Annotated in this window: 16 protein-coding genes; 8 read left to right on the forward strand and 8 right to left on the reverse strand. The window is 74.0% G+C overall.

What is annotated here, in order from left to right; genetic code table 11:
- The first annotated feature begins 15 nt into the window (after nucleotides 1-15).
- The 3 genes from ACH5AO_RS35560 to ACH5AO_RS35570 all read left to right on the forward strand — a co-directional run bounded on the left by ACH5AO_RS35560 (nucleotide 16) and on the right by ACH5AO_RS35570 (nucleotide 4,171).
- Nucleotides 16-1,557, forward strand: coding sequence for a protein phosphatase 2C domain-containing protein (locus ACH5AO_RS35560; RefSeq protein WP_398932048.1), 1,542 nt, complete (start codon nucleotides 16-18; stop codon nucleotides 1,555-1,557).
- Nucleotides 1,558-1,624: 67 nt separating this feature from the next.
- Nucleotides 1,625-3,367 carry a pyruvate dehydrogenase gene (locus tag ACH5AO_RS35565; RefSeq protein WP_398932050.1) on the forward strand — a complete coding sequence of 581 codons (1,743 nt, stop codon included), beginning with the start codon at nucleotides 1,625-1,627 and terminating at the stop codon, nucleotides 3,365-3,367.
- A 402-nt stretch (nucleotides 3,368-3,769) separates the two neighbouring features.
- Entirely contained in the window at nucleotides 3,770-4,171 is a 402-nt protein-coding gene (locus tag ACH5AO_RS35570; RefSeq protein WP_398932052.1) for an ATP-binding protein, read from the forward strand.
- Between the two features lie 38 nt (nucleotides 4,172-4,209).
- Here the strand turns inward: ACH5AO_RS35570 and ACH5AO_RS35575 are convergent, their stop codons facing one another.
- The gene (locus tag ACH5AO_RS35575) at nucleotides 4,210-5,253 is read right to left on the reverse strand and encodes a DUF2637 domain-containing protein (RefSeq protein ID WP_398932054.1); all 1,044 of its coding nucleotides are present in this window, start codon (nucleotides 5,251-5,253) and stop codon (nucleotides 4,210-4,212) included.
- A 362-nt stretch (nucleotides 5,254-5,615) separates the two neighbouring features.
- Nucleotides 5,616-6,476, reverse strand: coding sequence for a (2Fe-2S)-binding protein (locus ACH5AO_RS35580; RefSeq protein ID WP_398932056.1), 861 nt, complete (start codon nucleotides 6,474-6,476; stop codon nucleotides 5,616-5,618).
- A gap of 167 nt (nucleotides 6,477-6,643) precedes the next feature.
- Between ACH5AO_RS35580 and ACH5AO_RS35585 the strand changes: the two genes are divergently transcribed.
- Entirely contained in the window at nucleotides 6,644-7,504 is an 861-nt protein-coding gene (locus ACH5AO_RS35585) for a GntR family transcriptional regulator (protein ID WP_398932058.1), read from the forward strand.
- Between the two features lie 224 nt (nucleotides 7,505-7,728).
- Here the strand turns inward: ACH5AO_RS35585 and ACH5AO_RS35590 are convergent, their stop codons facing one another.
- Entirely contained in the window at nucleotides 7,729-8,496 is a 768-nt protein-coding gene (locus tag ACH5AO_RS35590; protein ID WP_398932100.1) for a hypothetical protein, read from the reverse strand.
- A 189-nt stretch (nucleotides 8,497-8,685) separates the two neighbouring features.
- Nucleotides 8,686-10,359 (reverse strand): PucR family transcriptional regulator, encoded by a 1,674-nt coding sequence (locus ACH5AO_RS35595; protein WP_398932060.1) that lies wholly within the window; start codon nucleotides 10,357-10,359, stop codon nucleotides 8,686-8,688.
- Between the two features lie 353 nt (nucleotides 10,360-10,712).
- On the opposite strand from ACH5AO_RS35595, the gene ACH5AO_RS35600 reads away from it, so the two are divergent.
- The 4 genes from ACH5AO_RS35600 to ACH5AO_RS35615 all read left to right on the forward strand — a co-directional run bounded on the left by ACH5AO_RS35600 (nucleotide 10,713) and on the right by ACH5AO_RS35615 (nucleotide 15,780).
- Nucleotides 10,713-11,603, forward strand: a complete 891-nt coding sequence (locus ACH5AO_RS35600) for an FAD binding domain-containing protein (protein ID WP_398932062.1) — start codon at nucleotides 10,713-10,715, stop codon at nucleotides 11,601-11,603.
- Nucleotides 11,603-12,145: a (2Fe-2S)-binding protein gene (locus tag ACH5AO_RS35605; protein ID WP_398932064.1), complete on the forward strand. Its 543-nt coding sequence runs from the start codon at nucleotides 11,603-11,605 to the stop codon at nucleotides 12,143-12,145. Before ACH5AO_RS35600 ends, ACH5AO_RS35605 begins: the two co-directional genes overlap by 1 nt.
- A 2-nt stretch (nucleotides 12,146-12,147) precedes the next feature.
- Complete coding sequence (gene pucD, locus ACH5AO_RS35610) at nucleotides 12,148-14,532, forward strand: xanthine dehydrogenase subunit D (RefSeq protein WP_398932065.1); 2,385 nt, start codon at nucleotides 12,148-12,150, stop codon at nucleotides 14,530-14,532.
- A gap of 96 nt (nucleotides 14,533-14,628) precedes the next feature.
- Nucleotides 14,629-15,780 (forward strand): XdhC family protein, encoded by a 1,152-nt coding sequence (locus ACH5AO_RS35615; RefSeq protein WP_398932067.1) that lies wholly within the window; start codon nucleotides 14,629-14,631, stop codon nucleotides 15,778-15,780.
- Nucleotides 15,781-15,794: 14 nt separating this feature from the next.
- On the opposite strand, the gene ACH5AO_RS35620 is transcribed toward ACH5AO_RS35615, so the two are convergent.
- From ACH5AO_RS35620 to ACH5AO_RS35635, 4 genes are all read right to left on the reverse strand, one after another.
- On the reverse strand, nucleotides 15,795-16,235 hold the full coding sequence (locus ACH5AO_RS35620) for an SRPBCC family protein (protein WP_398932069.1): 441 nt from the start codon (nucleotides 16,233-16,235) through the stop codon (nucleotides 15,795-15,797).
- Between the two features lie 179 nt (nucleotides 16,236-16,414).
- A complete protein-coding gene (locus ACH5AO_RS35625) occupies nucleotides 16,415-17,335 on the reverse strand; it encodes an RNA polymerase sigma-70 factor (protein ID WP_398932071.1) in 921 nt (306 codons plus the stop codon).
- A complete protein-coding gene (locus tag ACH5AO_RS35630) occupies nucleotides 17,332-18,537 on the reverse strand; it encodes an NAD(P)/FAD-dependent oxidoreductase (RefSeq protein ID WP_398932073.1) in 1,206 nt (401 codons plus the stop codon). Before ACH5AO_RS35630 ends, ACH5AO_RS35625 begins: the two co-directional genes overlap by 4 nt.
- Before the next feature lie 276 nt (nucleotides 18,538-18,813).
- Nucleotides 18,814-19,590, reverse strand: a complete 777-nt coding sequence (locus ACH5AO_RS35635) for a polysaccharide deacetylase family protein (protein ID WP_398932075.1) — start codon at nucleotides 19,588-19,590, stop codon at nucleotides 18,814-18,816.
- Between the last annotated feature and the right edge of the window lie 111 nt (nucleotides 19,591-19,701).

Raw genomic sequence — 19,701 nt, forward strand, 5'->3', positions numbered from 1 at the left:
TGGACAATCGGGGTCATGAGCCAGCAGGGGGGAAGGCCCACCGGTCCCGAGGACGACTGGTGGCGGCAGCTGTACGACGACGCCACCGACGACACGGGCCCCGCACCGGCGCCCGATTCCCTGGACGACCGCTTCGCCTCGGCGTCCGGCACGCTCGACGCGGGCGGGCCCGCCCCGGCCGGCCCACCGCCCGCCCCGGCCGGCCCACCGCCCGCCCCGGCCGGCCCACCCCCTGCCCCGACGGTCCCTGGCCCCCGCCCGGCCGACCCCGCCGCAGCGGCGGACCTCCCGCCGCGCCCCGTCGACCCCACCGCACCGGCGGATCTCCCACCACGCCCCGTCGACCCCCCGTCCCGCGCTCCCTGGGAACCCCCGACCGCCGCGGCCGCGGGCCCGGTGACCTTCCCCCCGAGGGACGTCCGCCCGCCCCGGCCGCAACCGTCACGGCCCCCGGCCGCCTCCACCTCCGGCACGGCCTTCGGCCCCTGGACCCCCGCCACCGAGCCCCCGCCCGCGGCCCCGCCGGCCCCGGAGCCCGCGGACGCGTCCGCCCCCCGCCCCTCCCGCCTCGAACCGCTCCCGGGCCCGCTCCCCTCCCGCGCCCACGTGGGATCCCGGCCGCCCACCTACGACCCCGAGCCCACCGCCCTCCCGCCGGCCGACCCCGACGAACTGGACGGCCTGGTCCCCGACACCGTGCTGGACGGGGCCCGCTACGGCGCCTGCACCCTGCGCGCCGCCTCCGTGCGCGGGGACTCCGCGCGCTACCGGGGCGAACCGCGCCGCGACGCGCTGCTGACCGCCCGGTTCGGAACGGGGGAGCGGGCCCTCGTCCTCGTGGCGCTGGCGACCGGCGCCCGCACCGCGCCCGGCGCCCACCGGGCCGCCGCCGAGGCCTGCCGGTGGATCGGCGAGGCGGTGGGCCGCAGCCACGCCCGCCTCGCCGACGACATCAGGGCCGCCCGGCGCGGCGACCTCAAGTCCGGCCTGCACCGCCTCACCGACCGCAGCCTCGGCAGGCTCCGCGCCGCCGCGGCCGACCGGGGCCTCGAACCCGACGCCTACGCGGCCACCCTGCGCTGCCTCCTCCTGTCCGCCGACCCCGAATGCCGCACCCGGGTCTTCTTCGGCGTCGGCCCCGGCGGACTGTTCCGGCTGCGGGACGGCGCGTGGCAGGACATCGAACCCGAGCCCACCGAGCTCAGGGGCGAACCCGTGGTCGGTTTCGGCTCGCCGCCCTCCGAGACCCCCGACGGCGACCACCTCACCATGGACCTGGGCATCCCCACACCCCCGAGCCCGTACGAGCCCGCCCCCGAACCGCCCCGCGAACCCTTCCGCTTCCGCACCTCCATCGCCCGCCCGGGTGACACCCTGCTGATGTGCGGCACCGGCCTCGCCGACCCCCTGCGCGGCGAACGGGAGCTCCGCGCGCACCTCGCCGACCGGTGGTCCCGCCCCGAACCACCCGGCCTCGCCGCATTCCTCGCCGACACCCAGGTACGCGTCAAGGGATACGCGGACGACCGTACGGCCGTCGCCGTCTGGGAGGCGTGAGCGCACATCGTGTGAATTCATGGAACCCGTCAGGCATCTTCGGCACCGGAGGGGCAGACGGGAAACCATGGCCAAACAGAACGTCGCGGAACAGTTCGTCGACATCCTCACCCGCGCGGGGGTCAAACGCCTCTACGGCGTCGTCGGTGACAGCCTCAACCCCGTCGTCGACGCCGTGCGCCGCAACCCCGCCATCGACTGGATCCACGTCCGGCACGAGGAGACCGCCGCCTTCGCCGCCGGCGCCGAGGCCCAGATCACCGGCAGACTGGGCGCCTGCGCCGGCTCCTGCGGGCCCGGCAACCTCCACCTCATCAACGGCCTCTACGACGCCCACCGTTCCATGGCCCCGGTCCTCGCCCTCGCCTCCCACATCCCGTCCGGCGAGATCGGCCTCGGCTACTTCCAGGAGACCCATCCCGACCAGCTCTTCCGCGAGTGCAGCCACTACAGCGAGATGATCTCCAGCCCGCGGCAGATGCCCCGGCTGCTGCAGACCGCCATCCAGCACGCCGTCGGCCGTTCCGGCGTCAGCGTCGTCACCCTCCCGGGCGACATCGCCGACCACGCCGCCCCCGAGAAGCCCCTGGAGACCGCCCTCGTCACCTCCCGGCCCACGGTCCGCCCCGGCGACGCCGAGATCGACCGCCTCGTCGACATGATCGACGAGGCGGAGAAGGTCACGCTGTTCTGCGGTGCCGGCACCAAGGGCGCGCACGCCGAGGTCATGGAGTTCGCGAGCAAGATCAAGTCCCCGGTCGGGCACGCCCTGCGCGGCAAGGAGTGGATCCAGTACGACAACCCGTACGACGTCGGCATGAGCGGACTGCTCGGCTACGGCGCCGCCTACGAGGCCACCCACGAGTGCGACCTGCTGATCCTGCTCGGCACCGACTTCCCGTACAACGCCTTCCTCCCCGACGACGTGAGGATCGTCCAGGTCGACGTGCGGCCCGAGAACCTCGGCCGGCGCTCCAAGCTCGACCTCGCCGTGTGGGGCGACGTGAAGGAGACCCTGCGCTGTCTGACACCGCGGGTCCGCGTCAAGGACGACCGGAAGTTCCTCGACCGGATGCTGAGGAAGCACGCGGACGCGCTGGAGGGGGTGGTGAAGGCGTACACGCGGAAGGTGGACAAGCACGTGCCGATCCACCCCGAGTACGTGGCGTCCGTCCTGGACGAGCTGGCCGACGACGACGCGGTGTTCACCGTCGACACCGGCATGTGCAACGTCTGGGCGGCCCGCTACCTCTCGCCCAACGGCCGCCGCCGGGTGATCGGTTCCTTCTCCCACGGCTCGATGGCGAACGCGCTGCCGATGGCGATCGGGGCACAGTTCACCGACCGCGGCCGGCAGGTGGTGTCGATGTCCGGCGACGGCGGGTTCACCATGCTGATGGGGGACTTCCTCACCCTGGTGCAGTACGACCTGCCGGTGAAGGTGGTCCTGTTCAACAACTCCTCGCTGAGCATGGTCGAGCTGGAGATGCTGGTCGCCGGACTGCCCTCGCACGGCACCGCCATGAAGAACCCCGACTTCGCCGCCGTCGCCCGCGCGTGCGGCGCCCACGGGGTGCGGGTGGAGAAGCCGAAGGAGCTCGCCGGGGCGCTGAAGTCGGCGTTCAAGCACAAGGGTCCGGCCCTCGTCGACGTCGTCACCGACCCCAACGCGCTGTCCATCCCGCCGAAGATCAGCAAGGAGATGGTGACCGGTTTCGCTCTGTCCGCCTCCAAGATCGTGCTGGACGGAGGCGTCGGCCGGATGCTCCAGATGGCCCGCTCCAACCTGCGCAACGTGCCCCGCCCGTAAGGGGGTTCACCGAGCCCGGGGCTTCCGGCCGGGTGCCGGGTGTCGTACTCGTGGCGGGGCGGGCCCCCGGTGCCGTCGGCGCGGACCGTGCCGGTACGGCCCCGCGAGGACCGGTCCGGCTCCGGGTACCGGCGGCGGTCGCCGTGCGCGGACGCCTGCGTGCCCCACCGCGGGGAGCCGCGGCGGTGGAGGTCCACGCGTTCCGCCCGCGACGCGACGCGCGGGGCGGCGAAGCGCTCCGCAGGGCCGGAGGACGGGCCCGCGCATGTGCGTGGCCATCGCACTTCGGCCAACTACCGTTCGTGACCGTCCGGCATGACTGGCGTGTGGGTGACCGGGCAAAGATTCCCGTGAAGGTGTTCGAGCACAGGGGGAATCGACATCGGCACGTGGGCGGGGGTCATGAGAAGTCAGGCTTCGGCGGACCGGCTGAGGCGCACACTGGGCCGGGCGGATCTGCGGGCGGTGCCCGAGTCCCGCAGGGCGTTACGGGAACTGCTCAGACACTGGGGGACACCGGAGCGCTCCGCGGTCGCGGAACTGCTCACCAGCGAACTCGTCACCAACGCGCTCGTCCACACCGACCACGAGGCGGTCCTGACGGCCACGGTGGGACCCCGCGTACTGCGCGTCGAGGTACGGGACTTCGTGGACCGGGAGCCCCGGCCGCGGGCACCGAGCACCGACGACGGCACGCACGGAAGGGGCCTGGTGCTGGTCGAGTCCCTCGCCGACGGATGGGGCGTCAGGAAGCACCGGGTGGGCAAGTCCGTCTGGTTCGAACTCGGCGCGGACGCGGCCTGAAGGGTACGGACCGCACCCCTCAGGCCGCGGCGGGGCCGTCAGCCGAACTGCTGTTCAAGGTCCTTGAGCTTGCGCTCCAGGGAGTCCAGGCGCGGCAGGGCCTGGGTGTCGTCCTCGGCGGTGAGGTCGACGGTCTTCGGGTCAGCGCCGGTGCGCACCGGCTGCAGGGAGGGACGCGCGGGGACGGGCAGGGACTCCGGCGCCGATATGGCAGGCTCCGCGGAGACCAGGTCGGAGTCGCGCTCCACCGTGGAGGCCTCCAGCTCGCGTCCACCGCCACGGCCCGCGAAACCGCGGTGACCGCGGCTGATCGCCTTCAGCCGGGCCCGCTCCACGCGCTGCTGGTCCCGCCGGCGCTGCTTCGCGTCGCTCTTGCGGGCCTTCTCCTCGCGTACCTCCTCGACCGCCTCGTCGAGGCTGCGCACGCCCTCCAGCAGCATCAGCGACCAGGCCCCGTAGGTCTCCCGGGGGGCGCGCAGCCAGCGGACGATACGGATCTGCGGCAACGGACGCGGCACCAGGCCCTGTTCGCGCAGGGCGGCCCGGCGGGTCTGCTTCAGCGCGCGGTCGAACAGGACCGCCGCCGACAGGGACATGCCCGCGAAGAAGTGCGGGGCGCCGTCGTGTCCGATGCCCCGGGGCGCGTGCACCCAGTTGAACCAGGCCGCGGCGAAGGCGAACGTCCACACGAGTATCCGCGAACCGAGGGCCGCGTCACCGTGGCTGGCCTCGCGCACGGCGAGCACCGAGCAGAACATCGCGGCGCCGTCCAGACCGAAGGGGACGAGGTACTGCCAGCCGCCGGACAGGCCGAGGTTCTGCTCGCCGAAGCCGACCAGGCCGTGGAAGGAGAGCGCGGCGGCCACCGCCGCACAGCAGAACAGGAGAACGTAGGAAACGGTGCCGTACAGGGCCTCCTTGCGCCTGCGGCGCTCCTCGCTGCGCTCCCACGAGTCGTCCGCGCTCGTGCTCTTGACCGAGGAGCGCTTCCCGCGCGCCAGCACCGCCACCGCCGTCAGCATGCCCAGGAGCAGCACGACGCCCGGAAGCAGCCAGTTCAGCGATATGTCGGTCAGTCTCATCTAAGGGGTCCCTTGCATTGGGATAGGGCGTGTAACGCCCGCCATAGTGGCCCAATCCCAGCGGCCCTCAGGGGGTTTCGGGGCAAGAGGCCGCCAAGGAGGTGCGAGGGGGATGCCCAGGGCGGCGTTCTGCTCGAACTACCGCGTGAGGGGCGGGAGTTGAGTTCGAATAAGATTACCCGTACGAGTGGTTCCGCGGAAAGTTCCCGCGACGGGTGGGGGAATCGTGAAGCTCCTGTGACCTCTGTGGCGTGCTCAACGGATGATCTTACGCGTCGGACGGGGGTGCTTCTGTCCGACGCGGTGTCAGCCGGCTTGCGTGACCGTCGCGGTGTCAGTCGTCTTGCGCGGCCGTCGCGATGTCAGCAGGCCTGCGCGACCGCCGCGGTGGCCCGCTCGGCCGTCCGCCCGGTGGCGCAGGCGCGCGGGCAGGTGGCGCAGATGTCCGCGGGGCGCAGTGTGTAGAACATGCAGCAGCTGACCCGGTCCCGGGTGGCGGGCGCGGGCTCCCCGTCGGGTCCGGCCGGCCGGTGGAAGACCGCCGCGCCGACGTACGGCTCGGTCGCGCCCGGCAGTAGCAGTTCCAGCTCCCGCAGCCCCCGCTCCTCCTCGCCGAGCAGCTGGGAGACGTAGCGCAGGCTCTCGACGATCTCGTCGGTCGCCATGCCCCACAGGGCCCGGCCGCGGCGCCGCATCCGGGGGCCGAAACCGGTCAGCACGGGTTCGAGGTGCTGGGCGACCGCCAGGCGCACCTCCGCCCGCAGCGCCTCCTCGTCGGGCACCACCCGGGCGCCGGGCAGCGTGGCGGCGGGGTCGCCGGGCAGGCAGGCGAAGCCGTCGGGCCGTACGGCCATGCGGCCCACGGCGAGGCCGGCGGCGGTACGGTCGAACGAGACGTGCGTCACGGGGTAGTACGGCACGCGGCGGTGCAGGAACCACGGCACGGTGACCAGCAGGCAGACGGGCCAGGCGTAGCGGTGCAGACCGAAACTGGCGATCACGTCCGGGCGGCCCCGCTGCCCGTAGTCCCGCAGCACCTGGGTGTCGTCCCAGGCGAGGAACCGCTCCAGCCCGGCCCCGCCCTCGGCGAGCTCCGACGCCGCGACCCAGCCGCCGCCCCGGGGTGCCGCCTCGTCGGGGCCGAGTTCGGTGATGCCCAGGGCGGGGAACGCCTCCGCCAGGCGGGCGTACGCGTCCGCGACGGCAGAACCGGGCACCGGCATGGGGCCACCCCTTCACGTCTCGAGGAGCAGGGCAATAAAGGTAAGCCTCACCTTATCGAACGGTATGACGATGTGAACCGGTGCCTCCGTGCGTTTATCGTGCTTGACGGACAGGTGACAACCCGCCGTAATGACCTCAAGTACCGAAACGTCCGCAGGAGGACCTTGTGAAGCAGGGCACGCAGGGCTCCGCAGCGACGGGGGACGCGGTGACCGGCCCGGCCGCCGCGGGCCGGTTCCGGGTCCCCGCGCAGCCGACGGGGCCGACGGGGGCGACGGGGGTGACGGGGGCGGACATCGACCGGGAGCGTGACCGGCGTGACCGGCCGAGCTGTGCCGACGGCGGTGGGGTGCGCGGTGAGCACACGCACAGCGAGCCCGCTCCTCCCCGGACCCGGCCCGTCGTCCAGCGGTCCTCCGTACGCGGGCAGGTCCTCGACGCCCTGCGGACCGCGCTGGTGACGGGTGACCTGCGGCCCGGTGAGGTGTACTCGGCGCCTGTGCTGGCGGAGCGGTTCGGGGTTTCCGCGACGCCCGTGCGGGAGGCGATGCAGCAGCTCACGCTGGAGGGCGCGGTGGAGGTCGTGCCCAACCGGGGGTTCCGGGTCGTCGAGCGGGGCGCGCGGGAACTGGCCGAGCTCGCCGAGGTCCGGGCGCTGATCGAGGTTCCGGTGGTGATGCGGCTGGCGCGGACGGTGCCCGCCGAGCGGTGGGCCGAGCTGCGGCCGCTCGCGGAGGCCACGGTCCGGGCGGCGTCGTCCGGGTGCCGGGTGACGTACGCGGAGGCGGATCGGGCCTTTCACCGGGCGGTGCTCGCGCTCGACGGCAACGAGCAGCTGGTCCGTGTCGCCGAGGACCTTCACCGGCGGGCGCAGTGGCCGCTGGTGGGGGGTGTCTCCGGCGGGCGCGGGCGGGCGGAGCTGGTGGCTGACGCCCATGAGCACACGGCTCTGCTGGACGCGTTGATCGCGGGGGACGTGGACGTGGTGCGGTCGCTGGTGGGGGAGCACTTCGACGGGGCGGTCTGATGGACGGGGCTGCCTGATCGACGGGGCGGTCCGAGGGGGCGGCCGGTGGGGCCGCTGCCGGGTTGTTTCGCCCCCGCCGCCCCTTCCCTTCCCGTCCCCGGGGGCTGCGCCCCCGGACCCCCGTCGGCCCTGCGGGCCTCGTCCTCAAACGCCGGACGGGCTGATGGTGCGGGCCTCGTTCTCGGGCTCGCCCGTCCGGGGGACCCCCGGACGGGCTGGGTGCGTTATGCCGTGGCCGTTCCGGGGGACGGCGGGGCCAGTTGGCGGGCCAGCCAGGTGGGGACGCCGCCCAGGAGGCGGAAGAGGCGGCGGGCCTCCTCGCGGAGGCGGGAGGCCTCCGGTTCGGTCTCCGTCTCGGCCAGGGAGACCAGGGCCGGGGCCGTGCCGACGAGGTAGCCCAACTCCTCCCGGATGCGCAGGGATTCGGCGAAGCCGTGCCGGGCCTCCGCCAACTCGCCGTCGCGCAGGGCGAGTCCGGCCAGGTGACGCCAGGTCGCCGAGAGCAGCAGCGGGTCGGCGTGCGCGGTGGCGCCCGCGTGGGCGCGCCGGTACGCGGCCCGCGCCGCCTGCGGCGACCGGGTGAGGTTCTCGGCGATCAGCCCGCGCCGGAAGTCCAGCAGGGCCCGCCCCGCCGCGCCCGGAGCGATCAGCGCCGCCGCCCGGCCGAGCGCGGCCCGCGCCTCGTCGGCACGGTCGCGGACCCGGAACAGCGTGGCGGCGTAGGCCAGGTACCCGCGTTCACAAGCGGCGGCCCCCCGCTCGTCGTCGCTGTGCGCCGACGCCTCGGCCGTGCGCAGTGCGTCCTCGGCCTCCTCCCACCCCGCCTCGGTGTACAGGCACCGCTCCACCAGCAGCGACGCCCGCTGCAACGCCGCGTCCGGGCCGGCCGGTTCGAGCAGGGCGGCGGCGTCGGCCCAGCAGGCGCGGGAGCGCAGCCGCCACACCGCCGTCTGGAGGGGGTCGTCATCGGCGGTCGTTCCGTCACCGGACATGGCGGTGTGCGCCACGTTGCCCTCCCCGAGCACGCCATCGAGCTGTTGAGTGGTGGCCGCATCTCAGCACGAACCACCGGGCCCGGCCAAGAGGGTGGGTGAAGGATTTCACAAAGTCCTGGGTCGCGGACGCCGATCGCGCGCCGGAACCGCGCGCCCGCGTCCGAACGGGTTCAGCTCGTCACGGGTTCAGCTCATCCGCAGCGCGAGGAAGAAGTCCAGCTTGTCCTCCAGCCGGGACAGGTCACGGCCCGTCAGCTGCTCGATGCGGCCGACGCGGTAGCGCAGCGTGTTGACGTGCAGGTGGAGACGGGACGCGCAGCGGGTCCAGGAACCGTCGCAGTCGAGGAACGCCTCCAGGGTGGGGATCAGCTCGGCGCGGTGCCGGCGGTCGTAGTCCCGCAGGGGATCCAGGAGGCGGGCGGTGAAGGCGCGCCGTACGTCGTCGGGGACGAAGGGCAGCAGCAGGACGTGCGAGGCCAGCTCCTGGTGGCCGGCCGCGCAGACCCGGCCCTGACGGGCCGCGGCCACGCGCCGGGCGTGCCGCGCCTCCTCCAGCGCCCCGCGCAGCCCCTCCGCCGAGTGCACGGCGGCGGAGACGCCGAGGGTGAGCCGGCCGTCGCCGTCGAGCCCGGCCGTGAGCGGGTCGCGCACGGACGCGAGGAGCGCGTCGGCGAGGATGCCGGTTCCGGGGCCGTCGTGCTCGCCGGTCACCGCGGGCAGCGGTACGAGGGCGACCGCCTCGTCGCCGGTGTGGGCCACCGCGATGCGGTCGGAGTGCTCGGGACCCGTGGCCCCCGGGTCGACCAGGATCTCCTCCAGCAGCGCCTGGGCCGCCGGCCCGCCGTCGGCCTCCCCGCCGTCCCAGTCGACGCGGGCCACCACGACCTGCCAGTGCGGCGCGGCCCCGAGCCCGGGCAGCAGCACCGGCGCGGCCACCCGCAGCCGTGCCGCGATCTCGGTGGGCGCGGCGCCCGTCTGCACCAGCTCCAGCACCTCCTGCGCGAGCCGGCGCCGCACCGTGCGCGCCGCGTCCCTGCGATCCCGTTCGACGGCGATCAGCTGGGTGACGCCGTGCAGCAGGTCCAGCCGCTCCTCGGCCCAGTCCCCGGCGTCCGCCTCGACCGCCAGCACCCAGTCCGACAGCACCGTCTCGCGCGCGTCGTGCGACGCCGGCGCGGAACGCCCGCTGCCGCGCACCGGGAAGAGGCTGTAGGTCGTCTGGCCCCGCGTGACCCGGTGCGGGCCGCGCCGGCCGGTGCGGGAGGCCGCCAGCTGCTCCGCGGCGAGCCGCGCGCACACGTCCGCGGGCAGCGACGGGCCCGCCGCCTTCGACCCCGCGATCAGCCGGCCCGTGGGCGAGAGCACCCACGCCCGCAGGTCCAGGTCCGAGCCCAGCAGGTCGAGCACGACCTCCGGGCCGCCGCCCGCCGGACCGGAGGTCATCATCCGCCGGTGCCGGTCCACCACGGCCGCCAGGTCCCCGGCGCGCTCGCCGGACACCTGCCGCACGACGTGCTCGGTGATGGTCGCGAAGGCCACCGACTCGTGCACCGCGAACAACGGCAGCCGGTGCCGCGCGCAGGCCGCCACCAGGTCGTCCGGCACGTCGCCCAGCTCCGCCGTACCGGCCGCGACGGCGGCCACCCCGGCCTGCGCCAGGATCCGTACGAACGGCTCGGAGTCCGCCGCGTCCCGGCGCCAGGCCAGACCCGTGAGCACCAGTTCCCCGCCGGAGAGGTAGCGGCTGGGGTCCCTCAGGTCGGTGGTCATCACCCCGCGCACCCCGCGCTCCAGTTCGTCCTCGCCGCCGAGCAGCTTCAGGCCCAGCGCGTCGGTGTCCAGCAGTGCGCGCAGCCGCATTCTCGTCTCCGCCGTTTCATGTCTCGATGGCTGTATGGCTGTGGTGGCCCGTGGAGGGATCTTCCGGAGAGGGCCCGTCGGGTGGCTGATCAGCGGTGCCGGCCGTGTCCTGGACCGTGTCCCCCCGTTTCCGGAGGAAGGTGGGGAGGCCACAGCGGACCTCCGTTCATACGAATCTACAAGATGCCTGCGCTGGCCAGCCAACTCCTTCATGGTTTCCGTGACTGACCCCCGTGGAGGGCACGGCGGTGTACTGGCCGCACTCCGGGTGAACCGCACGGCGACGAGCCGGGTCCGCCGCACACCGACTGGCTCGATCCGTACGCCCCACGAGACGAGGAGGAGAGCCGGTCATGGACTTCCTTCGCCCCGCCGACTGGGAGGAGGCGCTCGCCGCGAAGGCCGAGCACCCCACCGCCGTGCCGATCGCGGGGGGCACCGACGTGATGGTCGAGATCAACTTCGACCACCGCCGGCCCGAGTACCTCATGGACCTCAACCGCATCGGCGACCTGTACGAGTGGGAGGTCGGCGAGGACGGCGTACGGCTCGGCGCCTCCGTCCCGTACGCGCGGATCATGGAGCACCTGCGCGCCGAGCTGCCGGGCCTCGCCCTCGCCTCCCGCACGGTCGCCTCCCCGCAGATCCGCAACCGCGGCGGCGTCGGCGGCAACCTCGGCACCGCCTCCCCGGCCGGCGACGCCCACCCGGCGCTGCTCGCCGCCGGCGCCGAGGTCGAGGCCGAGTCGGTGCGCGGCTCGCGGCGCATCCCCATCGACGCGTTCTACACCGGCGTGAAGCGCAACGCGCTCGCGCCCGACGAGCTGATCCGCGCCGTCCACATCAAGAAGGCCGACGGACCGCAGCAGTACTCCAAGGTCGGCACCCGCAACGCCATGGTCATCGCCGTGTGCGCCTTCGGTCTCGCCCTGCACCCGCGGACCCGGACGGTGCGCACCGGCATCGGTTCGGCCGCCCCGACGCCCGTCCGGGCGCGGGCCGCCGAGGAGTTCCTGAACGCGGCGCTGGAGGAGGGCGGCCTCTGGGACAACGGGAAGGCCGTCACCCCGTCCGTCGCGAAGCGGTTCGCGGACCTGTGCGCCGCCTCCTGCGACCCGATCGACGACGTGCGCGGCACCGCGGGCTACCGCCGGCACGCGGTCGGTGTCATGGCCCGCCGCACCCTGACCTGGACCTGGGAGTCGTACCGCGGCTCCCGTCGCGGCACGGAAGGAGTCGCGTGATGCGCATCGGCTTCACCGTCAACGGACGCCCCCGGGAGGCCGACGACGTCTGGGAGGGCGAGTCCCTGCTGTACGTGCTGCGCGAGCGGCTCGGCCTGCCCGGTTCCAAGAACGCCTGCGAGCAGGGCGAGTGCGGCTCGTGCACCGTCCGCCTCGACGGCGTGCTCGTGTGCTCCTGCCTCGTCGCCGCCGGTCAGGTCCAGGGCCGCGAGGTCGTCACCGTGGAGGGCCTGGCGGACTTCGCCAGGCGGCGCTCGGGCGGCACCTCACCGGACGCGGCCGGGGGCACCGGCCCGGGGACCGGCGAGGGCGGCGAACTGGCGCCCGTCCAGCAGGCGTTCATCGACGCCGGCGCCGTCCAGTGCGGCTTCTGCACCCCGGGGCTGCTGGTCGCCGCCGACGAGATGCTGGAGCGCGACCCCGACCCGACCGACGCGGACATCCGCGAGGCCCTGTCGGGCAACCTGTGCCGCTGCACCGGCTACGAGAAGATCATGGACGCGGTCCGCCTGGCCGCCGCCCGGCAGTCCGAGGGGGTGTGAGCATGCCGACGAACGGGATTCCCACCAGGATCACGCAGGGTGCCGGGACCAGGGGCGGCATCGGCGAGTCCACCCTCCGCCCGGACGGCATCCTCAAGGTCACCGGCGAGTTCGCGTACTCCTCCGACATGTGGCACGAGGACATGGTGTGGGGCCACATCCTGCGCTCCACCGTCGCCCACGCCGAGATCGTGTCGATCGACACGAGCGAGGCCCTGGCGACGCCCGGCGTGTACGCCGTGATGACCTACGACGACCTGCCGGCCGACGTGAGGCACTACGGCCTGGAGATCCGGGACACCCCCGTCCTCGCCCACGGCAAGGTCCGCCACCACGGCGAACCGGTCGCGATCGTCGCCGCCGACCACCCGGAGACCGCCCGCCGCGCCGCCGCGAAGATCAGGGTCGACCACCGGGACCTCCCCGTCATCACCGACGAGGCCTCCGCCCTCGCCCCCGACGCGGTCCTCGTCCACGAGAACCGCGACGACCACCACATCGGCCACGTCCCGCACCCCAACATCGTCCACCGCCAGCCCGTCGTGCGCGGCCACGTCGAGGCGGCCCGGCGCCGCGCGGACGTGATCGTCGAGGGCGAGTACACCTTCGGCATGCAGGACCAGGCCTTCCTCGGCCCCGAGTCCGGCCTCGCCGTCCCCGAGGAGGACGGCGGCGTCCACCTCTACGTCGCCACCCAGTGGCTCCACTCCGACCTGCGCCAGATCGCCCCCGTCCTCGGCCTGCCCGAGGACAAGGTACGGATGACCCTGGCCGGTGTCGGCGGCGCCTTCGGCGGACGCGAGGACCTGTCGATGCAGATCCACGCCTGTCTGCTCGCCCTGCGCACCGGCAGACCCGTCAAGATCGTCTACAACCGCTTCGAGTCCTTCTTCGGCCACGTCCACCGCCACCCGGCCAAGCTGTCCTACGAGCACGGCGCCACGGCCGACGGCAGGCTGACCCACGTCAAGGCGCGCATCGTCCTCGACGGCGGCGCGTACGCCTCCGCCTCCCCGGCCGTCGTCGGCAACGCCTCCTCGCTCGGCGTCGGCCCCTACGCCGTCGACGACGTCGACATCGAGGCGATCGCCCTCTACACCAACAACCCGCCCTGCGGCGCCATGCGCGGCTTCGGCGCCGTCCAGGCGTGCTTCGCCTACGAGGCGCAGATGGACAAGCTGGCGGCACGGCTCGGCATGGACCCGGTGGAGCTGCGGCAGCGCAACGCCATGGAACAGGGCACCCTCATGCCCACCGGGCAGCGCGTCGACTCCCCGGCGCCGGTCGCCGAACTCCTGCGCCGCGTCAAGGCGATGCCCATGCCGCCGGAGCGCCCGTGGGAGTCCAGCGAGGGCGTCGACGTGCGCCAGTTGCCGGGCGGCCTGTCCAACACCACCCACGGCGAAGGCGTCGTCCGCGGGGTCGGCTACGCGGTCGGCATCAAGAACGTCGGCTTCTCCGAGGGCTTCGACGACTACTCCACCGCCCGCGTCCGCATCGAGGTGGCCGGCGGGGAGCCGGTCGTCACCGTGCACACCGCGATGGCGGAGGTCGGCCAGGGAGGCGTCACCGTCCACGCGCAGATCGCCCGCACCGAGCTGGGCGTCGGCCGGGTGACCATCCACCCGGCGGACACGCGGGTCGGCTCGGCGGGCTCGACCTCCGCCTCCCGGCAGACGTACGTCACCGGCGGCGCGGTCAGGAACGCCTGCGAACGCGTCCGGGAGAAGGTGCTGGAACTCGGCCGGCGCAGGTTCGGCTCGTACCACCCGGCCTGGGCGAATGCCGGACTCCTCCTGGAGGACGGCAAGGTCGTCACCGACGGCGGCGAGGTCCTCGCCGGCCTGGTGGACGTCCTCGGCGACGAGGCCGTCGAGGTCGAGCAGGAGTGGCGGCACCGGCCGACCGAGCCCTTCGACCCGCACACCGGCCAGGGCGACGGACACGTCCAGTACTCCTTCGCCGCGCACCGCGCCGTCGTCGAGGTCGATACCGAACTCGGCCTGGTGAAGGTCGTCGAGCTGGCCTGCGCGCAGGACGTCGGCAAGGCGCTCAACCCGCTGTCCGTGATCGGCCAGATCCAGGGCGGCACCGCCCAGGGCCTGGGCATCGCGGTCATGGAGGAGATCGTCGTCGACCCGAGGACCGCGAAGGTCCGCAACCCGTCCTTCACGGACTACCTCATCCCCACCATCCTCGACACCCCGGCCATCCCCGTCGACGTGCTCGAACTCGCCGACGACCACGCCCCGTACGGCCTGCGCGGCGTCGGCGAGGCCCCCACCCTGTCCTCGACCCCGGCGGTCCTGGCGGCCGTCCGCGACGCGACGGGCCTGGAGCTCGACAGGACCCCGGTCCGCCCGGAACACCTCACCGGGACCTCGTGACCACCTCGCCCTCGTCCCGGTCGGGAGCCGGCCGGATGTACGCCGGCCACCGTGCGCGGGCACCTGTCACCCGACCGCGGCCGAGGAGACCGAGACATGCTGGACATCGCCGAGGAGCTGAACCGGTGGGCCGGGCAGGGCCGTGACTTCGCGGTGGCCACCGTGGTGGCGGTCGGCGGCAGCGCGCCCCGCGGGCCCGGAGCCGCGCTCGCGGTGGACGCCGACGGCACGGCGGTCGGCTCGGTCTCCGGCGGTTGCGTGGAGGGCGCGGTGTACGCGCTGTGCGAGCAGGCGCTGAGGGACGGCGGCACCGTCCTGGAACGCTTCGGCCACAGCGACGAGGACGCCTTCGCCGCGGGGCTCACCTGCGGCGGGACCGTCGACGTCCTGGTCGCACCGGTACGGGCGGCGGACCCCGCCCGCCCGGTGCTCGCGTCCGCGCTCGCCGCCGCAGCGCGCGGGGAGGCGGTGGCGGTGGCGCGGATCGTCGGCGGCCCGGCGGAGCTGCTGGGCCGCGCGCTGACGGTCCGCCCGGACGGCTCGTACGAGGGCGGCCTCGGCGACCGCCCGGAGCTGGACCGCACGGTGGCCGCCGAGGCGGGTGCCCTCCTGGACGCCGGCCGCACCGGCACCCTGGAGACCGGAGCGGAGGGCTCGCGGTGCGGAGCACCGCTCACGGTGCTGGTCGAGTCCTCGGTCCCCCCGCCCAGGATGATCGTCTTCGGCGCGATCGACTTCGCGTCGGCGCTGGTCCGGGTGGGCAAGTTCCTCGGCCACCACGTCACGGTGTGCGACGCGCGGCCCGTCTTCGCCACGAGGGCCCGCTTCCCCGAGGCCGACGAGATCGTCGTCGAGTGGCCGCACGCGTACCTGGAGCGCACGCCGGTCGACGCCCGCACGGTGCTGTGCGTCCTGACCCACGACGCCAAGTTCGACGTACCGCTGCTGGAGCTGGCGCTGCGGCTGCCGGTGGCGTACGTCGGCGCCATGGGCTCCCGCCGCACCCACCTGGACCGTGCCGCGCGGCTGCGCGAGGCCGGCGTGACCGAACCGGAGCTGGCCCGCCTCAGGTCACCGATCGGCCTGGACCTGGGCGCCCGCACACCGGAGGAGACGGCGCTGTCCATCGCGGCGGAGATCGTCGCGAGCCGACGCGGCGGCAGCGGCGTGCCCCTCACCGGGGCCCGCACCCCGATCCACCACGACGGCGCGTCCGGGCCGGTGGACCGGACCGGGGCGGTGGCCTGAGCGCCCCGGAGCCCTCACGCCTGCCGCAGCAGGCGGTTCACCGCCCGTCCGAACACCCGGCGACCCGCCCCCGCCAGCACCGCGTCGCAGAAGGAGGGCAGGAAGCGGACCCGGACGTCCTCCCGCCAGAGCACCCGCGCCCGGCCGCCCGGCCCCGGCCGCACCTCGATCTCCGCCCAGCCGATGACGACCCGGCCGCGCTTCTCCAGGCGGCAGAACCCCGGGGAGCCGTCCGCCGGGGGCCGCCACACCGTCACGTCCATCGGGTCGTCGAAGGAGAGCGGGCCGAGACCCGTGCGGGCGACGACCCTCGTGCCCTCGCCGGTGGGCGGGGGAGTGGTCACCGTCATCCGGGTCAGCGGGACCGCCTCGCCGTGGCGGGACCACGTCGTGAGCCGGCGCCAGGCCTCGTCGAGGGGGAGGGGCACCGTGCGCTGGAGCTGGAAGGCGGCCACGGGGGAATCCTAGGAACCCCCCGGCCCGTCGGCACACCCGGGTACGGGTCACCCGCCCGGCCCGGCCCCCGGTGGTACCGGCTGCCCCCGGTACACCCTCCCCGGCACGATCGAGGCCGGCGGCCGACCGGCTGACCGCCCCGGACACCGGGCCCGGCGGCGGCGTGCGGTGACGACGCTCACCGCGTTCCGAGGTCGCGGGCGGTGCCGTCGGCGACGGCCTGGAGCTTGTCCGGGTTGGCCACGTTGTGGATGGCGGTGATACGGCCCTCGGCGTCGAAGTCGAAGGTGACGGTGGCGATCACGCGTTCCGGCCCGCTGAACACGATGCCCGGCCCACCGTTGATCCCGACGAGTTCGGCCTTCATGTCGGCGGGCTCGACGCCCTGGTAGGTGACGGTGCCGATGGCCGCGAACCAGGAGGCCACGGTGGCCGCGCCCACCACCGGGCGCAGGGCCTGGCGGACCTTGCCGCCGCCGTCGGTCCACAGGGTGACGTCCGGGGAGAGCAGTTCCATCAGGGCGTTGACGTCCCCGCCGGTCGCCGCGGCGAAGAACCGCTCGGTGACCTCGCGCTGCCGCGACCGGTCGGCGGCGAAGCGCGGCCGCCGGGCCCGCACGTGCTCGCGGGCCCGGTGCGCGGCCTGCCGCACCGCGGCCTCGGAACGCTCCACCGTCTCGGCGATCTCGACGTGGCTGAAGTCGAAGACCTCCTTCAGCACGAACACCGCGCGCTCCAGCGGGCTGAGCGTCTCCAGCACCACCAGCATGGCCATCGACACCGACTCGGCGTCCACGACGGCCTCGGAGGCGTCCCCTCCGGTGAGGACGGGCTCCGGCAGCCACGGTCCCACGTAGGTCTCCCGCTTGTGCCGGGTGGAGCGCAGCCGTTCCAGCGCCAGGTTCGAGACGATCCGCGTCAGGTAGGCCTTGGGATCGGCCACGTGCGAGCGGTCCGCGGCGGACCACTTGAACCAGGCGTCCTGGACCGCGTCCTCGGCGTCGGCGGCGCTGCCGAGGAGGCGGTAGGCCACGGAGAACAACAGCCGCCGGTGCTCGTGGAAGACCTGCTGGTCGGGGTGGGCGGGCAGGTCGGTCACTTGGTCCCCCGGGTCCGGGTGAAGCGGCCCCCGCGGGGCCAGAACGCGCCCGAGGCGGGCATCTTCTTCATGCGGCCGTACGTCGGCCAGGGCGAGGCGGTCACCGTCTCCTTGTACCGGACGGCCGCGCGGCCCGTCAGGCAGAACCGGCGCGGGCTGTCGTCGGGCCGGGTGAACTGCACCACGGCGTCACCGCGGCCCAGGCTCACCGGCGTGTGGTAGTAACCGAAGCGGAACGGCTTGGGCTGCCTGCCCCTGAGCACCCGGTCGATCGACAGCGCGGCGTGCACCCCGGTCGGCATGCCGCCCTGGCAGGTGCCGTGCATGACGCCGTACCCCTGGCGGATCGCGGCCGCGTCGCCGATCGCGTACACCTCGGGGTGGGACACCGACCGCAGCGCGTCGTCGGTGACGATGCGTCCACGCTCGTCGACGGCCAGCCCGGCGGCGGCCGCCAGCGGCGAGGTCCGCGTACCGCCCGTCCACAGGACCGCGTCGGCGGCGACGCTCTCCCCGCCCGCCAGTTCCACCGCGTCGGGCAGCACCTTCACCACCTCGACGCCGGCGCGCACCTTCACGCCCAACCGGTCGAGCGCGGCGTGCAGATGCGCCCTGGCCTTCGGGTTCATGGCCGCACCGGGCTCCTGCCCGCCCAGCAGCACCACGCTCAGCCGCGGGTACCGTTCGGCGATCTCCGCGGCCGACTCGACGCCGGTCAGTCCGCTGCCCACGACCACCACCGTGCCGCCGCCGAGCCGCGCCAGCCGGTCGGCCAGCAGCTCGGCGTCCTGGGCGCCGCTCAGGGTGTACGCGTGGTCCTCGGCCCCCGGCACCGCCGAGGTGTCGGCCACACCGCCCAGCCCGTACACCAGCGTGTCGTAGGGCAGCACCTGGTCGTCGTCGATCCGTACGGTCCTCGCGTCCGCGTCCACCGCCGTCACCCAGCCGCGCACGAACCGCGCGCCCGTGCCCTCCAGCAGCTCCGGGACGCTCAGCTCGGCGAGCGGCTGCCCGGTCGCCGTCATGTGCAGCCGCATGCGCTCGGTGAACCGCTCCTGTGCGTTCACCACGGTCACCCGCACCCCTCCGTGCCGCTTCACCCGGGCCGCGAGCTGAACGGCCGCGGCCATGCCCGCGTATCCCGCCCCCAGGATCACCACGCGGTGCGCGGTCGCCGTGCCGGTCTCCCGTCGTGCGTTCATGGTTCCGTCCTCCTCGGTTCGCTTGCCGACGCCCACCAGATGGGAGCAGGCGGCCCGGACGTGACATGAGCCGAATGTGATCCACGACACAGGCCGTACCGGCCGCATCGCCGGGCGCGGCCTGCCGTCACCGTCGTCCGGGCCGCACGGAACCACCCTGGGGCCCGACGGCGCTCCGCGGGCGGCCCTCGGGCGGGAGGAGTCGCGAGGGCGGAACCGTGGTCCCGGGACGTACGGGTCACCCGCCCGGCCCGGCCACCAGCGCCCCCGGTGCTCCTACCGGTACACCTCCCCCGGCTCCGCCTTCCCCGGCGCCAGCAGTTGGGGGACCGTCACGAACGCGTAGCCCCGCTTCCTCAGCTCGGCGATGATGCCGGGGACGGCCGGGACCGTGCCGTCGTAGAGGTCGTGGAGCAGGATGATGCCGTCGCGTGAGGCCCCGTCGAGGACGCGGCGGGTGATGAGGTCGGAGTCGGTGGTCGTGTAGTCCTTCGCGGTCACGCTCCACAGCACCTCCGACAGGCCCAGCTCGCGGCTGATGCCGTGCACGGTGTCGTCGGTGCGGCCCTGCGGCGGGCGCATGAGGGTGGGGCGGCGGCCGGTAAGACGTTCTATCTCCTCGTCGGTGCGTTCGAGCTCCTCGCGTATCTCGTCCGGTTCCAGCTCGGTCAGGCGGCGGTGGGTCCAGGTGTGGTTGGCCACCTCGTGCCCCTCGTCGGCCATCCGCCGGACCAGCTCCGGGTACCGCTCGACGTGCCGCCTGCCCAGCAGGAAGAAGGTCGCCGGGACCCGTTCCTCCTTCAGGATGTCCAGCAGTCGCGCGGAGTGCTCGCTCGGACCCGCGTCGAACGTGAGCGCGACGCACTTGGCCTTGCGGCAGTCGACGGTGCCGAAGCGGGCCTGGACGTCGGTGGCGCGGACGGTGCTGGGGGCGGTCGTCTCCAGTCGTGTGCAGCCGCTCAGGGCCAGCGTCACGACGGTGACCGCGGCCATGACGGCCGCCGCCCGGAACGAGGTCCCCGTTTTCTTCGTCTTCCTGGTCGGAGAAGGCATGGGCGGACTGTACACATCGTCTATACATGGGGTGTATAGTCCGTTTCGCGTGCCCGCGTCCGGGTGGTTCCCGCGGCGTGAGAGGTGTCACGCGCCGGGTGGGTGCCCCCT

The organism is Streptomyces sp. NPDC018964 (genome assembly GCF_044390325.1).
Taxonomy (GTDB): domain Bacteria; phylum Actinomycetota; class Actinomycetes; order Streptomycetales; family Streptomycetaceae; genus Streptomyces.

Excerpts from the sequence above, each read along its gene's own strand:
- ACH5AO_RS35560 (WP_398932048.1), top strand. The coding sequence starts at position 16 with ATGAGCCAGCAGGGGGGAAGGCCCACCGGTCCCGAGGACGACTGGTGG.
- ACH5AO_RS35565 (WP_398932050.1), top strand. The coding sequence starts at position 1,625 with ATGGCCAAACAGAACGTCGCGGAACAGTTCGTCGACATCCTCACCCGC.
- ACH5AO_RS35570 (WP_398932052.1), top strand. The coding sequence starts at position 3,770 with ATGAGAAGTCAGGCTTCGGCGGACCGGCTGAGGCGCACACTGGGCCGG.
- ACH5AO_RS35575 (WP_398932054.1), bottom strand. The coding sequence starts at position 5,253 with ATGAGACTGACCGACATATCGCTGAACTGGCTGCTTCCGGGCGTCGTG.
- ACH5AO_RS35580 (WP_398932056.1), bottom strand. The coding sequence starts at position 6,476 with ATGCCGGTGCCCGGTTCTGCCGTCGCGGACGCGTACGCCCGCCTGGCG.
- ACH5AO_RS35590 (WP_398932100.1), bottom strand. The coding sequence starts at position 8,496 with ATGTCCGGTGACGGAACGACCGCCGATGACGACCCCCTCCAGACGGCG.
- ACH5AO_RS35595 (WP_398932060.1), bottom strand. The coding sequence starts at position 10,359 with ATGCGGCTGCGCGCACTGCTGGACACCGACGCGCTGGGCCTGAAGCTG.
- ACH5AO_RS35600 (WP_398932062.1), top strand. The coding sequence starts at position 10,713 with ATGGACTTCCTTCGCCCCGCCGACTGGGAGGAGGCGCTCGCCGCGAAG.
- ACH5AO_RS35605 (WP_398932064.1), top strand. The coding sequence starts at position 11,603 with ATGCGCATCGGCTTCACCGTCAACGGACGCCCCCGGGAGGCCGACGAC.
- pucD (WP_398932065.1), top strand. The coding sequence starts at position 12,148 with ATGCCGACGAACGGGATTCCCACCAGGATCACGCAGGGTGCCGGGACC.
- ACH5AO_RS35615 (WP_398932067.1), top strand. The coding sequence starts at position 14,629 with ATGCTGGACATCGCCGAGGAGCTGAACCGGTGGGCCGGGCAGGGCCGT.
- ACH5AO_RS35630 (WP_398932073.1), bottom strand. The coding sequence starts at position 18,537 with ATGAACGCACGACGGGAGACCGGCACGGCGACCGCGCACCGCGTGGTG.
- ACH5AO_RS35635 (WP_398932075.1), bottom strand. The coding sequence starts at position 19,590 with ATGCCTTCTCCGACCAGGAAGACGAAGAAAACGGGGACCTCGTTCCGG.